Origin of the sequence: Pseudomonas chlororaphis subsp. chlororaphis (genome assembly GCF_003945765.1) — a bacterium.
GTDB lineage: Bacteria > Pseudomonadota > Gammaproteobacteria > Pseudomonadales > Pseudomonadaceae > Aquipseudomonas > Aquipseudomonas chlororaphis.
The window spans coordinates 1,849,007-1,864,772 of the sequence record NZ_CP027712.1; the positions used below are offsets into that span (position 1 = coordinate 1,849,007).

The 15,766-nt window shown below is 62.9% G+C and carries 16 protein-coding genes; all 16 read left to right on the plus strand.

The genetic code is table 11. The annotated features are described in order from the left end of the window. Positions 1–37 precede the first annotated feature (37 nt). The 16 genes from fliN to motD all read left to right on the plus strand — a co-directional run bounded on the left by fliN (position 38) and on the right by motD (position 15,766). The gene (gene fliN, locus C4K27_RS08405) at positions 38–505 is read left to right on the plus strand and encodes a flagellar motor switch protein FliN (RefSeq protein ID WP_009042742.1); all 468 of its coding nucleotides are present in this window, start codon (positions 38–40) and stop codon (positions 503–505) included. Continuing rightward, complete coding sequence (gene fliO, locus C4K27_RS08410; protein WP_053260126.1) at positions 506–943, plus strand: flagellar biosynthetic protein FliO; 438 nt, start codon at positions 506–508, stop codon at positions 941–943. Then, the gene (fliP, locus tag C4K27_RS08415; protein ID WP_007922525.1) at positions 943–1,692 is read left to right on the plus strand and encodes a flagellar type III secretion system pore protein FliP; all 750 of its coding nucleotides are present in this window, start codon (positions 943–945) and stop codon (positions 1,690–1,692) included. Before fliO ends, fliP begins: the two co-directional genes overlap by 1 nt. A 24-nt stretch (positions 1,693–1,716) precedes the next feature. Next, entirely contained in the window at positions 1,717–1,986 is a 270-nt protein-coding gene (fliQ, locus tag C4K27_RS08420; protein ID WP_003184009.1) for a flagellar biosynthesis protein FliQ, read from the plus strand. 3 nt (positions 1,987–1,989) lie between these two features. Beyond that, complete coding sequence (gene fliR, locus C4K27_RS08425) at positions 1,990–2,772, plus strand: flagellar biosynthetic protein FliR (RefSeq protein WP_053260127.1); 783 nt, start codon at positions 1,990–1,992, stop codon at positions 2,770–2,772. 3 nt (positions 2,773–2,775) lie between these two features. After that, entirely contained in the window at positions 2,776–3,912 is a 1,137-nt protein-coding gene (flhB, locus tag C4K27_RS08430) for a flagellar biosynthesis protein FlhB (protein WP_007922509.1), read from the plus strand. Between the two features lie 236 nt (positions 3,913–4,148). After that, positions 4,149–6,278, plus strand: coding sequence for a flagellar biosynthesis protein FlhA (flhA, locus tag C4K27_RS08435; RefSeq protein WP_053260128.1), 2,130 nt, complete (start codon positions 4,149–4,151; stop codon positions 6,276–6,278). A gap of 11 nt (positions 6,279–6,289) precedes the next feature. Then, positions 6,290–7,606, plus strand: a complete 1,317-nt coding sequence (gene flhF / locus C4K27_RS08440; RefSeq protein ID WP_053260129.1) for a flagellar biosynthesis GTPase FlhF — start codon at positions 6,290–6,292, stop codon at positions 7,604–7,606. A 118-nt stretch (positions 7,607–7,724) separates the two neighbouring features. Next, a complete protein-coding gene (gene fleN / locus C4K27_RS08445) occupies positions 7,725–8,555 on the plus strand; it encodes a flagellar synthesis regulator FleN (protein ID WP_007922506.1) in 831 nt (276 codons plus the stop codon). Then, positions 8,552–9,292 carry an RNA polymerase sigma factor FliA gene (gene fliA / locus C4K27_RS08450; RefSeq protein ID WP_007922505.1) on the plus strand — a complete coding sequence of 247 codons (741 nt, stop codon included), beginning with the start codon at positions 8,552–8,554 and terminating at the stop codon, positions 9,290–9,292. Before fleN ends, fliA begins: the two co-directional genes overlap by 4 nt. A gap of 160 nt (positions 9,293–9,452) precedes the next feature. Then, positions 9,453–9,824 (plus strand): chemotaxis response regulator CheY, encoded by a 372-nt coding sequence (locus C4K27_RS08455; protein ID WP_003183998.1) that lies wholly within the window; start codon positions 9,453–9,455, stop codon positions 9,822–9,824. 29 nt (positions 9,825–9,853) lie between these two features. After that, positions 9,854–10,642 (plus strand): protein phosphatase CheZ, encoded by a 789-nt coding sequence (locus C4K27_RS08460; protein WP_007922504.1) that lies wholly within the window; start codon positions 9,854–9,856, stop codon positions 10,640–10,642. 12 nt (positions 10,643–10,654) lie between these two features. Next, positions 10,655–12,946 (plus strand): chemotaxis protein CheA, encoded by a 2,292-nt coding sequence (locus C4K27_RS08465; protein ID WP_053260130.1) that lies wholly within the window; start codon positions 10,655–10,657, stop codon positions 12,944–12,946. 49 nt (positions 12,947–12,995) lie between these two features. Continuing rightward, on the plus strand, positions 12,996–14,126 hold the full coding sequence (locus C4K27_RS08470; RefSeq protein WP_053260131.1) for a protein-glutamate methylesterase/protein-glutamine glutaminase: 1,131 nt from the start codon (positions 12,996–12,998) through the stop codon (positions 14,124–14,126). Further along, positions 14,126–14,866 carry a flagellar motor protein gene (locus tag C4K27_RS08475; protein ID WP_007922500.1) on the plus strand — a complete coding sequence of 247 codons (741 nt, stop codon included), beginning with the start codon at positions 14,126–14,128 and terminating at the stop codon, positions 14,864–14,866. Before C4K27_RS08470 ends, C4K27_RS08475 begins: the two co-directional genes overlap by 1 nt. A gap of 15 nt (positions 14,867–14,881) precedes the next feature. Further along, positions 14,882–15,766 (plus strand): flagellar motor protein MotD, encoded by an 885-nt coding sequence (motD, locus tag C4K27_RS08480; protein WP_007922499.1) that lies wholly within the window; start codon positions 14,882–14,884, stop codon positions 15,764–15,766.

The following is a 15,766-nucleotide window of genomic DNA, read 5'->3' on the forward strand; positions in this document are numbered from 1 at the left end:
TCGCTTTGTTAATGATTTTTTGCCCGCCGAGGACAACATGGCTGACGAACACGAAATGACTTCCGCAGAAGACCAGGCCCTGGCTGATGAGTGGGCGGCTGCCCTGCAGGAAACCGGCGACGCCGGGCAAGACGATATCGATGCCTTGCTGGCGGCCGATGCGGCCAGCGCGCCGGCGTCCAATCGCCTGCCGATGGAAGAGTTCGGCAGCGTGCCGAAGAACAACGAGCCGGTGACCCTCGACGGTCCGAACCTGGACGTGATCCTGGATATCCCGGTATCGATCTCCATGGAGGTCGGCAGCACCGACATCAACATTCGCAACCTGCTGCAACTCAACCAGGGGTCGGTGATCGAACTCGATCGTCTGGCCGGTGAGCCGCTGGACGTGCTGGTCAACGGCACGCTGATCGCCCATGGCGAAGTGGTGGTGGTCAACGAGAAGTTCGGCATCCGCCTGACCGACGTGATCAGCCCGAGCGAACGCATCAAGAAGCTGCGCTAAGTGAGAAGGGCACTCGCGCTGTTCCTGGCCTGGCCGCTCTGGGCCCTGGCCGCCGAGCCGGTGGCCGGTACCGCCGCGCCAGCGGTTGGCAGCAGCGGCGTGGCCGGGCAGCTGACCCAGCTGGTGCTGGGCCTGTTGCTGGTGGTGGGGCTGATCTTCTTCCTCGCCTGGCTGTTGCGCCGGGTGCAGCAGGCCGGACCGGCCGGCAAGGGCCAGGTCATCGAGCTGATCGGTTCGCGGGCGCTTGGCCCGCGGGACCGGCTGGTGCTGGTGCAGGTCGGCAACGAACAGATTCTGCTCGGCCTGACGCCGGGCACCATCACTGCGTTGCATGTGCTCAAGGAGTCGGTGCAGGTGCCGAGCACCGAGCAGGCGACTCCGGAGTTTGCCCAGCGCCTGATGGAGCTGCTGGGCAAGGATCAGAAGGATAAGAAGTAATGCCGTTGCGCCTCCTCTTGATGTTGGCCCTGATGCTGGCGGCGCCGCTGGCGCTGGCGGCCGACCCGTTGTCGATCCCGGCGATCACCCTCGGCACCAATGCCGACGGCCAGCAGGAATACTCGGTCAGCCTGCAGATCCTGCTGATCATGACTGCGCTGAGCTTCATTCCGGCGTTCGTCATGCTGATGACCAGCTTTACCCGGATCATCATCGTGTTCTCGATCCTGCGTCAGGCCCTGGGCCTGCAGCAGACGCCGTCGAACCAGATCCTCACCGGCATGGCGCTGTTCCTGACGATGTTCATCATGGCCCCGGTGTTCGACCGGGTGAACCAGGATGCCCTGCAGCCGTACCTGGCGGAGAAGCTCAGCGCCCAGGACGCGGTGGCCAAGGCCCAGGTGCCGATCAAGGACTTCATGCTGGCCCAGACCCGCAGCAGCGACCTGGAGCTGTTCATGCGCCTGTCCAAGCGCACTGATATCGCGACGCCGGACCAGGCGCCGCTGACGATCCTGGTGCCGGCCTTCGTCACCTCGGAGCTGAAGACCGCGTTCCAGATCGGTTTCATGATCTTCATTCCGTTCCTGATCATCGACCTGGTGGTCGCCAGTGTGCTGATGGCGATGGGCATGATGATGCTGTCGCCGCTGATCATTTCCCTGCCGTTCAAGATCATGCTGTTCGTGCTGGTGGATGGCTGGGCGCTGATCATCGGCACCCTGGCGGGCAGTTTCGGTGGTGTTTAGAACCTTGTTGGCGGGTGACGCGTTATGACGCCTGAAGTCGCAGTAGACCTGTTTCGCGAAGCGCTGTGGCTGACCACCATGATGGTCGCCATCCTGGTGATCCCCAGCCTGCTGGTGGGCTTGCTGGTGGCGATGTTCCAGGCCGCCACCCAGATCAACGAACAGACCCTGAGCTTCCTGCCGCGCCTGCTGGTGATGCTGGTGACGCTGATCGTCGCCGGTCCCTGGCTGGTGCAGACCTTCATGGAATACATCCTGCAGTTGTACGGCAGTATTCCGCAGTTGATCGGCTGAATCATGTCTCTGCTGGCGCTTACCGATACGCAGATCAGCACCTGGGTCGCGAGCTTCATGCTGCCGCTGTTTCGTATCGGCGCCGTGCTGATGACCATGCCGGTCTTCGGCACGACCCTGGTGCCGACCCGTATCCGCCTGTATTTCACTCTGGCCATCACAGTTGTGGTGGTGCCGGGCCTGCCGCCCATGCCGGCGGTCAATGCACTGGATCTCGGCGGGCTGCTGCTGATTGCCGAGCAGATCATCATCGGCGCCTTGTTCGGTTTCTCCCTGCAGTTGTTCTTCCAGGCTTTCGTGATCGCCGGGCAGATCATTTCGACGCAGATGGGCATGGGCTTCGCGTCCATGGTCGACCCTACCAACGGTGTTTCGGCGGCGGTGATCGGGCAGTTCCTGACCATGCTGGTGACCTTGCTGTTCCTCGGCATGAACGGGCATCTGGTGGTCTTCGAGGTGCTGACCGAGAGCTTCACCACCTTGCCGGTGGGCAGCGCGCTGCTGGTCAACCATTTCTGGGACATCGCCGGCAAGCTGGGTTGGGTGCTGGGCGCCGCGCTGTTGCTGGTATTGCCAGCGATCACCGCGCTGCTGGTGGTGAACATCGCCTTTGGCGTGATGACCCGCGCGGCGCCGCAGTTGAACATTTTCTCCATCGGCTTTCCGCTGACCCTGGTGCTGGGCCTGGTGATTTTCTGGGTCAGCCTGGGCGACATTCTCAACCAGTACCAACCGCTGGCCGTCGAGGCCCTGCAGTTGCTGCGCAACCTGGCACAGGCGAGTTGAACCATGGCTGAGAGCGAGAGCGGTCAGGACAAGACAGAAGACCCCACGGAGAAACGCAAGAAGGACTCCCGGGAAAAGGGCGAGATTGCCCGCTCCAAGGAGCTCAATACCCTGGCGATCACCATGATCGGCGCCGCCGGCCTGCTGATCTACGGCGCGGGAGTGGCCCGGGACCTGCTGGAAATCATGCGCCTGAACTTCTCCCTGCCGCGCGAGGTGCTGCTCAGCCCAGGCGCCATGGGCCTGTACCTGCTGCATTCGGGCAAGATCGCGATTATCGCTGCGATGCCGATCCTGCTGCCCCTGGTGCTGGCGGCACTGATCGGTCCGATCTCCCTGGGCGGCTGGCTGTTTTCCACCAAGAGCCTGGCGCCCAAGTTCAGCCGCATGAACCCGCTCAGCGGCATGAAGCGCATGGTGTCCCCGACCTCGCTGATCGAGTTGCTCAAGGCCTTCGCCAAGTTCGTGGTGATCCTGATCGTGGCCTTGTCGGTGCTGTCTTCGGACATCGACGACCTGCTGCGGATCGCCCACGAGCCGCTGGAGCAGGCGATTATCCACAGTGTGCAAGTGGTGGCCTGGAGTACCTTGTGGATGGCTTGCGGGCTGATCCTGATCGCCGCGGTGGACGTGCCGGTACAGCTGTACCAGAGCTACAAGAAGCTGCTGATGACCAAGCAGGAGGTGCGTGACGAGCACAAGGACCAGGAGGGGCGTCCGGAGGTCAAGCAGCGGATTCGCCAGGTCCAGCGCGAGATGTCGCAGCGGCGGATGATGGCGGCGATTCCCGAGGCGGATGTGGTCATCACCAACCCGACCCACTACGCCGTGGCGCTCAAGTACGACGCCGAGAAGGGTGGGGCGCCGGTGTTGCTGGCCAAGGGCAGCGATTTCCTGGCGCTGAAGATCCGCGAGATCGCCGTGGCCAACGAGGTGCTGTTGCTGGAGTCGCCGGCGCTGGCGCGTTCGATCTACTACTCCACCGAGCTGGAGCAGGAAATCCCCGCCGGGCTTTATCTGGCGGTGGCCCAGGTGCTGGCGTATGTCTATCAGATTCGCCAGCACCGGGCCGGCAAAGGCAAGCGTCCCGATCCGCTCAAGGACCTGCCGATTCCGCCGGATTTGCGTCGCGATTCCTGAGGTCGGCGTTGGCTGTGCCGACGTTATCGCGAGCGAGCTCGCTCCTGCAGAGTCCACGCCCGGCCTGTAGGCGCGAGCGTGCTCGCGATGGCGTGAAAGCGCCTTGTGTGACGACTGATGGCGCAACGCCATAAATCAGTTTGTGTTCCAGGCCAAAGTTGGAAGGCTTCTTGCAATACCCGCCCTGCGCCGCCTCCAGGCGTCAAAAGTTTGCTTCAAGGGAACGGGGAATACCGGTGGATCGCTCTCAGTTAATCAGTACGGCTCGCACTAACCTGGCCGACCTCAGTCGAGGGAATCTGGGGGTGCCGCTGTTGCTGCTGGTCATGCTGGCCATGATGATGCTGCCGGTGCCGCCGTTCCTGCTGGACGTGTTCTTCACCTTCAACATCGCCCTGTCGATCGTCGTGCTGCTGGTCTGTGTGTATGCCCTGCGACCGCTGGATTTCGCGGTGTTCCCGACCATCCTGCTGGTGGCGACCCTGTTGCGCCTGGCGCTGAACGTGGCCTCCACGCGGGTGGTGATGCTCCACGGCCAGGACGGTCACGCCGCCGCCGGTAAAGTGATCCAGGCCTTCGGCGAGGTGGTGATCGGCGGTAACTACGTTGTCGGTATCGTGGTGTTCGCGATCCTGATGATCATCAACTTCGTGGTGGTGACCAAGGGGGCCGGGCGGATTTCCGAGGTGAGCGCGCGTTTCACCCTCGATGCGATGCCGGGCAAGCAGATGGCCATCGACGCCGACCTCAACGCCGGCCTGATCGACCAGGCCCAGGCCAAGGCCCGCCGCTCGGAAGTGGCCCAGGAGGCCGAGTTCTACGGTTCCATGGACGGTGCCAGCAAGTTCGTCCGCGGTGACGCCATCGCCGGCCTGCTGATCCTGTTCATCAACCTGATCGGCGGCATGGCGGTCGGTATCTTCCAGCACCACATGTCCTTCGGCGATGCCGGCCGGGTCTACGCCTTGCTGACCATCGGTGACGGTTTGGTGGCGCAATTGCCATCGCTGCTGCTGTCCACCGCGGCCGCGATCATGGTGACCCGTGCTTCCGGTTCCGAAGACATGGGCAAGCAGATCAACCGGCAGATGTTCGCTTCGCCCCGGGCCCTGGCTGTCGCCGCTGGCCTGATGGCGGTGATGGGCCTGGTGCCGGGCATGCCGCACTTTTCCTTCCTGAGCATGGCGGCCCTGGCGGCCGGTGCCGCGTACCTGTTCTGGAAACGCCAGAACGTGGTCAAGGTCAAGGCGCTGGAAGAGGTCAAGCGCCAGCAGGAACTGCTGCCATCGCCGGCCCGCGCCCAGGAAACCAAGGAGCTGGGCTGGGACGATGTGACCCAGATCGACATGATCGGCCTGGAAGTCGGCTACCGCCTGATTCCCCTGGTGGACCGCAACCAGGGTGGGCAATTGCTGGCGCGGATCAAGGGCGTGCGCAAGAAGCTGTCCCAGGACCTGGGCTTCCTCATGCCCACTGTGCATATTCGCGACAACCTCGACCTGGCGCCCAGCGCTTACCGGCTGACGCTGATGGGGGTGATCCTGGCCGAGGCCGAGATTTACCCGGATCGCGAGCTGGCGATCAACCCGGGGCAGGTCTATGGCACGCTCAACGGCATCAACGCCAAAGATCCGGCCTTCGGCCTGGAGGCGGTGTGGATCGAGATCAGCCAGCGCGCCCAGGCGCAGTCGCTGGGCTACACCGTGGTCGACGCCAGTACCGTGGTCGCCACCCACCTCAACCAGATTCTGTACAAGCACTCCAGCGAGCTGATCGGCCACGAAGAAGTCCAGCAGCTTTTGCAATTGCTGGCCAAGGGTTCGCCGAAGCTGGCGGAAGAGCTGGTGCCGGGCGTGCTTTCGTTGTCCCAGCTGCTCAAGGTGCTGCAGGCGCTGCTGGCCGAACAGGTGCCGGTGCGCGATATCCGCAGCATTGCCGAGGCCATCGCGAACAATGCCGCCAAGAGTCAAGATACTGCCGCTTTGGTGGCCGCGGTGCGTGTCGGATTGTCGCGCGCCATCGTGCAAAGCATTGTAGGCACTGAGTCCGAGCTGCCTGTGATCACCTTGGAGCCCAGGTTGGAACAGATTTTGCTCAATAGTCTGCAGAAGGCAGGACAAGGCTCGGAAGAGGGTGTCCTGTTGGAGCCAAGCATGGCTGAGAAGCTGCAGCGTTCGTTGATCGAAGCCGCGCAGCGCCAGGAAATGCAAGGTCAACCGGTGATTCTGCTGGTAGCCGGTCCGGTCCGCGCGATGCTCTCGCGGTTCGGACGCCTGGCGGTCCCGGGCTTGCACGTGTTGGCGTACCAGGAAATCCCTGACAACAAGCAAGTGACCATCGTTGCGACAGTAGGGCCCAACGGCTGAGGTAGTGGGTTATGCAAGTTAAGCGTTTTTTCGCCGCCGATATGCGTCAGGCCATGAAGCTGGTTCGTGATGAGCTGGGCGCCGACGCTGCCATCATTGGCAATCGCCGCATCGCCGGCGGTGTCGAGCTGACGGCTGCCCTGGATTACAAGCTATCGGCGCTGGCGCCGCGGGTGCCGAACATGGAGCTCGAGGACGAACTGCGCAAGACTCAGTCGCGCATCGTCACCGCCCAGGCCGAACTGAGCCTGCGTGGCGACGGCGATTCCAGTACCAATCGCCAGTTGTTCGCCGGCCTGCCGCTGACCGCCGCCGAGCCGCTGATCGAACCTACGTTCAACGAGCCCCAGCGCCCTGCTCCGGTGGCCGCCGCGCCGGCGGTCGATCAGCGGGCACTGGACTCGATGCGTTTTGAACTCAACGGCCTGCGCGAGCTGCTGGAAGTCCAGCTCGGCTCCCTGGCCTGGAGCCAGCTGCAAGGCAGCCGGCCCGAACAGGCTAACCTGTGGCGGCGCCTGCAGCGTATCGGCTTGTCCGGTCCGCTGGCCCGCGACCTGCTGGCGCTGATCACTGAAATCGACGAACCCCGCCAGGCCTGGCGCATGCTCCTGGCCCACCTGGCGCGGATGATCGTGACCCCGGAAGTCGAGCCACTGGAGGAGGGCGGTGTGATCGCCATGGTCGGCCCCGCCGGCATGGGCAAGACCACCACCCTGGCCAAGCTGGCCGCGCGTTATGTACTCAAGTACGGCGCGCAGAACATCGCGCTGGTGAGCATGGACAGCTACCGCATCGGCGCCCAGGAACAGCTCAAGACCCTGGGCCGGATCCTCAATGTCTCGGTGACCCATGTCGACCCGGGCCAGTCCCTGGCGCAAGCCCTCGATCCGCTGCTGCGCAAGCGTGTGGTGCTGATCGACACCGCCGGCCTGCAAGCCAGCGACCCGGCCCTGCGCATGCAGCTGGAAAGCCTGGCCGGACGTGGCATCCGGGCAAAAAATTATCTGGTCTTGGCAACCACCAGCCAGAAACAGGTTCTAACCGCCGCATACCACAGCTACAAGCGTTGCGGGCTGGCCGGCTGCATCCTGACTAAACTGGATGAAACCGCCAGCCTTGGTGAGGTGTTGAGCCTGGCGATCAGTCATGAACTCCCTGTTGCCTATCTGACCGATGGCCCGCGGATTCCGGACGATCTGCACTTGCCGCGCCGTCACCAGCTGGTCAGTCGTGCGGTGAGCGTGCAGATGCAGGAAGAACCCAGCGAAGAAGCCATGGCTGACATGTTCGCTGACCTCTACCACAACCCGACCAAGCGGGTTGGCTGAGGGAATCATGAAAAGATTGCAATGTACCTACATCGATGGTCTGCCAGGCATTGTTCCGTTGGTGAACGCGCAGCCAGTTATGTGGCCCCGTCTAAGTAAGACAAGGTAAAGAACGAACATGGGCAGCATGCATCCCGTACAGGTGATCGCGGTGACCGGCGGCAAAGGTGGCGTCGGCAAGACTAACGTGTCAGTGAACTTGTCCCTGGCCCTAGCGGAGCTCGGCCGGCGCGTCATGCTGCTGGACGCCGACCTGGGCCTGGCCAACGTCGACGTGCTATTGGGGCTGACCCCCAAACGGACCCTCGCCGACGTGATCGAAGGCCGCTGCGAGCTGCGCGATGTGCTGCTGCAGGGGCCGGGTGGAATCCGTATCGTGCCGGCGGCGTCCGGCACCCAGAGCATGGTTCATCTGAGCCCGGCGCAGCATGCCGGCCTGATCCAGGCTTTCAGCGACATCGGCGACAACCTCGATGTGCTGGTGATCGACACCGCCGCCGGCATCGGCGACTCGGTGGTCAGCTTCGTCCGCGCGGCCCAGGAAGTGTTGCTGGTGGTCTGCGACGAGCCGACCTCGATCACCGACGCCTACGCGCTGATCAAGCTGCTCAACCGCGACTACGGCATGAACCGCTTCCGCGTGCTCGCCAACATGGCGCAGAGCCCGCAGGAGGGGCGCAATCTGTTCGCCAAGTTGACCAAGGTCACGGATCGCTTCCTGGACGTGGCCCTACAATATGTCGGCGCCGTGCCTTACGACGAATGCGTGCGCAAGGCCGTGCAAAAGCAGCGTGCGGTCTATGAGGCGTTTCCGCGTTCGAAATGCGCGCTGGCATTCAAGGCCATCGCGCAGAAGGTCGATACCTGGCCGTTGCCGGCCAACCCACGCGGACATCTGGAATTTTTCGTCGAGCGGCTCGTGCATCAGACAGCGGGACCGGTGCTATGAGCGCCAGCGGCTACAACCTTTACAAAAAGTCGGCACGTGACAGCCAGTACGAATTGATCGAGCGCTATGCGCCGCTGGTCAAGCGTATTGCCTATCACTTGCTGGCGCGCCTGCCGGCCAGTGTCCAGGTCGAAGACCTGATCCAGGCCGGGATGATCGGTCTGCTCGAAGTGTCGACCAAGTACGACGCGAGCAAGGGCGCGAGTTTCGAGACCTACGCGGGTATCCGTATCCGTGGTGCGATGCTCGATGAGGTCCGTAAAGGTGACTGGGCGCCGCGTTCGGTACATCGCAATACCCGGATGGTGAGCGATGCCATTCGCGCAATTGAAGCTAAAACCGGTCGTGACGCTAAAGATCATGAAGTTGCGGCCGAACTTCAATTGAGTCTCGACGATTATTACGGGATTTTGAACGACACCTTGGGCAGTCGCCTGTTCAGCTTCGACGACCTGTTGCAGGACGGCGAGCATGAAGGGCTGCATGAGGATGGCGCGAGTGCTCATCTCGAGCCGTCGCGCGACCTGGAGGACGAACGTTTCCAGGCCGCGCTGGCGGACGCGATTGCCAATTTGCCGGAGCGTGAGCGACTGGTCTTGGCGCTGTACTACGACGAAGAGCTGAACCTCAAGGAAATCGGTGAGGTCCTGGGGGTCAGCGAATCGCGGGTCAGCCAGTTACACAGCCAGTGCGCGGCCCGTTTGCGGGGGCGTTTGGGAGAGTGGCGAGCGCGCTGACAGGCAGTGTGGGGGACACTGCGGACGAGACTGGCACGACGTGGCCGGACTTGCGGTGTGTATTCCATGCAGTCGTTGAGTGCTCTGCCTGATTGATTGAATGGCGCGTTCAGGTGCTGGACGCGTTTAAGACTGCTTGGAGGTCGAATTGGACAAGAACATGAAAATCCTCATCGTTGATGACTTCTCAACGATGCGGCGGATCATAAAAAACCTGTTGCGTGACCTGGGGTTCACCAACACGGTCGAGGCTGACGATGGCACCACCGCCATTCCGGTCCTCAACAGTGGGAGCATCGACTTTCTGGTAACGGACTGGAACATGCCCGGCATGACCGGTATCGATCTGCTGCGCCATGTGCGCGCCGATGAAAAACTCAAGCACCTGCCGGTACTCATGGTGACCGCTGAAGCCAAGCGCGAACAAATCATCGAAGCTGCCCAGGCCGGCGTAAACGGTTATGTGGTCAAGCCCTTCACGGCCCAGGCGTTGAAAGAGAAGATCGAGAAGATCTTCGAACGCATCGGTTGAGAGTGGAATCATTCCGCCACGGGGGAGCTATGGAGCACAACGAATCTTCATTGGGCGATTTCGAATCGACCCTGAAAAAACACGCACTCGAACTGGTCGACAGCCTTGAAAAAGGCAAGTTCGGCGAAGCCGTGCAACTGATCCATGAGCTCAACCAGACCCGTGACCGCGGCCTGTACCAGGAGGTCGGCAAGCTCACCCGCGAGCTGCATAGCGCCATCGTCAATTTCCAGATTGACCCGCATATGCCGCAAGCCGAGGAAGTTTCACAGATCACGGATGCCACCGAGCGCCTGTCCTATGTGGTCAGGCTGACCGAGGCCGCGGCCAACCGCACCATGGATCTGGTCGAGAGCGCCACCCCGCTGGTCAATGGCCTGAGTAGCGAAGCCCAGGCCCTGAGCGCCGATTGGGGGCGTTTCATGCGCCGCGAACTGGGCGCCGAGGAATTCCGCGACCTGGCCCGCCGGGTGGACGGTTTCCTGACCCGCAGCGAGCAAGACACGCGTGCGGTATCGAGCAACCTCAACGACATTCTGCTGGCGCAGGACTACCAGGACCTGACCGGTCAGGTGATCAAGCGCGTGACCCAGTTGGTCACCGAAGTCGAGAGCAACCTGCTCAAACTGGTCCTGATGGCCAGCCAGGTCGATCGTTTTGCCGGCATCGAACATGACCGTGAATCGATCCTCGCTGAAAAAGATCCGCAAAAACATCTGGCCAAGGGTGAAGGTCCGCAGATTCATGCCGATAAACGTGAAGACGTTGTATCCGGTCAGGACGATGTCGACGATTTGCTTTCCAGCCTTGGATTCTAGGAGCACCCATACATGAGCTTCGGCGCCGATGAAGAAATCCTTCAGGATTTTCTGGTTGAGGCCGGCGAGATTCTAGAGCAACTGTCCGAACAACTGGTCGAGCTGGAAAGCCGACCGGACGATGCGGATCTGCTCAACGCAATTTTTCGCGGTTTTCACACTGTAAAAGGGGGCGCCGGCTTCCTCCAGCTCAACGAGCTGGTGGAGTGCTGCCACATCGCCGAGAACGTGTTCGACATCCTGCGCAAGGGTGAGCGTCGCGTCGACGCGGAACTGATGGACGTAGTGCTCGAAGCGCTGGACGCAGTGAACGGCATGTTCGGCCAGGTGCGCGAGCGTACCGAGATCACCGCCGCCACTCCGGAGCTGCTGGCTGCCCTGGCCCGTCTGGCCGAGCCTGCGGGGGCCGAGGAGGTCGCCGCGCCGGTGGCCGACGTTGAGACAGTTGTTGAAGCCGTTGCCGAGCCGGTCGCCGAGTCGACCGAAAGCGAGTCCGGCGATATCACCGACAGCGAGTTCGAGCAGCTGCTCGATTCGCTCAATGCCGCCAAGGCCGAGGCCGAAGCCCCGGCTGCTGTTGCTCCCGCGACGCCTGCCGCCGGCAGCGAAGCGGCCAGCGACGAAATCACCGATGCCGAGTTCGAGTCGTTGCTCGATCAATTGCACGGCAAGGGCCAGTTCGCACCGGATGCGGTGGCCCCTTCGGCCACGGCGCCGGCTGCGGAAAAAGCCGCGGCCAGCGATGAAATCACCGATGACGAGTTCGAAGCCCTGCTGGATCAGCTGCATGGCAAAGGCAACTTTGCGGTCGATGCGCTGGACTCCGCGGTGGCAGCGGCGGTACCGCCGGCTGCGCCAAGCGCGGCCGCCGCCGGTAGCGACCTGATCACCGACCAGGAATTCGAATCCCTGCTCGACGAGCTGCATGGCAAGGGCAAGTTCTCTGAAGTGCCCGCAGCCGCGGCGACCGTGGGTAGCGCAACGGCCGCCACGGCTCCGGCGCCTGCCGCCATCGCCAAGCCAGCGGTGAAGAAGCCCGAAGCCAAGGCCGAAACGCCAAAACCGGCTCCAGCCGCTGCTCCGGCGCCCGCTCGTGCTCCGGCTGCCGCCCCGGCGGAAAAGCCGGTCAGCGAAGCCGAAACCACCGTGCGGGTCGATACCGCGCGGCTGGACGAAATCATGAACATGGTCGGCGAGCTGGTGCTGGTGCGTAACCGCCTGGTGCGCCTGGGGCTCAACAGCGGCGACGAAGCCATGTCCAAGGCCGTGTCGAACCTCGACGTGGTCACGGCCGACTTGCAGACCGCGGTGATGAAGACCCGGATGCAGCCGATCAAGAAGGTCTTCGGGCGCTTCCCGCGCCTGGTTCGCGACCTGGCCCGCCAGCTCAAGAAAGAGATCAACCTGGAGCTGGTCGGCGAAGAGACCGACCTCGACAAGAACCTCGTCGAGGCCCTGGCCGACCCGCTGGTGCACTTGGTGCGCAACGCCGTCGACCACGGTATCGAGTCGCCGGAAGAGCGCGAGGAGGCGGGCAAGTCCCGTGGCGGCAAGGTGGTGCTGGCGGCCGAGCAGGAAGGCGACCATATCCTGCTGTCGATCTCCGACGACGGCAAAGGCATGGACCCGAACGTCCTGCGCGCGATTGCGGTCAAGCGTGGGGTGATGGACAAGGATGCCGCCGATCGCCTGAGCGACACCGAGTGCTACAACCTGATCTTCGCCCCGGGCTTCTCGACCAAGACCGAGATCTCCGACGTGTCCGGCCGCGGCGTGGGCATGGACGTGGTGAAGACCAAGATTTCCCAGCTCAACGGTTCGATCAACATCTACTCGACCAAGGGCCAGGGTTCGAAGATCGTCATCAAGGTGCCGCTGACCCTGGCGATCATGCCGACCCTGATGGTGATGCTGGGCAACCAGGCGTTCGCCTTCCCGCTGGTCAACGTCAACGAAATCTTCCACCTGGACCTGTCGCGCACCAACGTGGTCGATGGCCAGGAGGTGGTGATCGTCCGCGACAAGGCGCTGCCACTGTTCTACCTCAAGCGCTGGCTGGTCAGTTCCGCCGCTCACGAAGAGCAGCGCGAAGGCCATGTGGTGATCCTTTCGGTCGGCACCCAGCGGATCGGCTTCGTCGTCGATCAACTGGTCGGCCAGGAAGAAGTCGTCATCAAGCCATTGGGCAAGATGCTCCAGGGGACTCCAGGCATGTCGGGCGCCACCATTACCGGTGACGGCCGCATCGCCCTGATTCTCGATGTTCCGAGCATGCTCAAGCGTTACGCCGCACGGCGTATTTGAATACCGGAGGGGCGGGGCCATTTGCCTTGCCCCGCCTAACGGAGTGTTTATGGCAGTCAAGGTCCTGGTGGTGGATGATTCGGGTTTTTTCCGCCGCCGCGTCTCGGAAATTCTTTCAGCGGATATCAATATCCAGGTCGTCGGTACCGCGACCAACGGCAAAGAGGCGATCGATCAGGCGCTGGCGCTCAAGCCGGACGTGATCACCATGGACTACGAGATGCCGATGATGGATGGCATCACGGCCGTGCGGCACATCATGCAGCGCTGCCCGACGCCGGTATTGATGTTCTCCTCGCTGACCCATGAAGGCGCCCGGGTAACCCTGGATGCGCTGGATGCCGGCGCGGTGGATTTCCTGCCGAAGAACTTCGAGGACATCTCGCGCAATCCCGAGAAGGTCAAGCAACTGCTGTGCGAGAAGGTCCATAGCATCTCGCGCAGTAACCGTCGTTTCAGCAGCTACAGTGCGCCGGCGCCACAACCGGCGGCGACACCGAAGCCTGCGCCAACGAGCACCAGCAGTTTCGGCGGCACGGCCCCGGCGCGCCCGGCGGCGACGCCGATTCCCGCCCGTACGCCGGCCGCTGGCGCGTCGTCGCCGGCGCCTAAGCGCAAGGCCTACAAACTGGTGGCCATCGGTACCTCCACCGGTGGTCCGGTGGCGCTGCAGCGGGTGCTGACCCAGTTGCCGGCCAACTTTCCGGCGCCGATCGTGCTGATCCAGCACATGCCGGCGGCCTTCACCAAGGCGTTCGCCGAGCGCCTGGACAAGCTTTGCCGGATCAGCGTCAAGGAAGCCGAGGATGGCGACATCCTGCGTCCGGGCCTGGCGCTGCTGGCACCGGGCGGCAAGCAGATGATGGTCGACGGCCGTGGCGCGGTGAAAATCCTCCCGGGCGACGAGCGCCTGAACTACAAGCCGTGCGTGGACATCACCTTCGGTTCGGCGGCCAAGTCCTACGGCGACAAAGTTCTGGCGGTGGTCCTCACCGGCATGGGCGCCGACGGTCGCGAAGGCGCGCGCCTGCTCAAGCAGGGCGGTAGCGCGGTCTGGGCCCAGGATGAGGCGAGCTGTGTGATCTACGGGATGCCGATGGCGATCGTCAAGGCGGAACTGGCGGATGCGGTGTACGGCCTGGACGACATTGGCAAGCACCTGGTCGAGGCCTGTCTCTGATGGATGTTCTAAGCCTCATCGGGATCATCATGGCGTTCGTCGCCATCATCGGTGGCAACTACCTGGAAGGCGGTCATCTGTCGGCCCTGGCCAATGGTCCGGCGGCGCTGATCGTGCTGGGCGGGACCATCGGTGCGGCGTTGCTGCAATCGCCGCTGAGCGCCTTCAAGCGTGCCATGCAGATCCTCGGCTGGATCCTGTTTCCGCCGCGGGTCGATCTGCCCGGGGGCATCGACCGCGTCGTCAACTGGAGCCTGACCGCCCGCAAGGAAGGCCTGCTGGGCCTGGAAGGCGTGGCCGATGCAGAGCCCGACACCTATTCGCGCAAGGGCCTGCAACTGCTGGTGGACGGCGCCGAACCGGAATCCATCCGCAGCATCCTGGAAGTGGATTTCTACACCCAGGAAAGCCGCGACATCGAAGCGGCCAAAGTCTTTGAAAGCATGGGCGGCTACGCGCCGACCATCGGTATCATCGGTGCGGTCATGGGCCTGATCCATGTGATGGGCAACCTGGCCGACCCTTCGCAACTGGGCAGCGGTATCGCCGTGGCCTTCGTCGCGACCATCTACGGCGTGGCCAGCGCCAACCTGGTGTTGCTGCCGATCGCCGCCAAGCTCAAGTCCATAGCCTTGCGCCAGTCGCGTTATCGCGAAATGTTGCTTGAAGGAATCCTGTCGATTGCCGAAGGTGAAAACCCTCGTTCCATTGAGTTGAAGCTGCAAGGCTTCATGGATTGATGGGGGTAATGGACTATGTCCCGTCGTCGCCGGCATGAAGAACACGTCAACCATGAGCGTTGGCTGGTGTCCTACGCGGACTTCATCACCTTGCTGTTCGCCTTTTTCGTGGTCATGTACTCGATCTCCTCGATCAACGAGGGCAAGTACAAGGTCATTTCCGAAGCGCTGATCGGCGTGTTCACCGATTCGGACCGCGCCCTCAAACCGATTCCCATCGGTGAGGAGCGGCCCCAGACCGTGACCCCGGCCAAGCCGCTGGTCAAGGACAGCGAGCAGACCGACGCCGGTATCGCCGGTGCCAGCGATCCGCTGAAAAGCATCGCCGACGATATCAGCGCGGCCTTTGGCGACCTGATCAGTTCCAACCAGATGACCGTGCGCGGCAACGAGCTGTGGGTCGAGATCGAACTCAACTCCAGCCTGTTGTTCGGCAGCGGCGATGCCATGCCCAGCGACCTGGCGTTCAACATCATCGACAAGGTGGCGGCGATCCTCAAACCCTTCGACAACCCGATTCACGTCGAGGGCTTTACCGACAACCAACCGATCCAGACCGCGCAGTACCCGACCAACTGGGAGCTGTCGTCGGCCCGCTCGGCGAGCATCGTGCGGATGCTGGCGATGCAGGGGGTCAATCCGCAGCGCCTGGCGTCGGTCGGCTACGGCGAGTTCCAGCCGGTAGCCAATAACGCGACGGCCGATGGCCGTGCCCGCAACCGTCGGGTGGTGCTGGTGGTGTCGCGCAATCTCGACGTACGCCGCAGCCTGACGGGCACCGGCACGGCCCATGCGACACCGGATGCGGCATTGAAGCGGGCTGGCACACAAACTGCACCTACGTCAGTCAAGACGCCGGGACGCGAGAGTGCCGTCAATTCTCCGTCACCGGCTTTATAA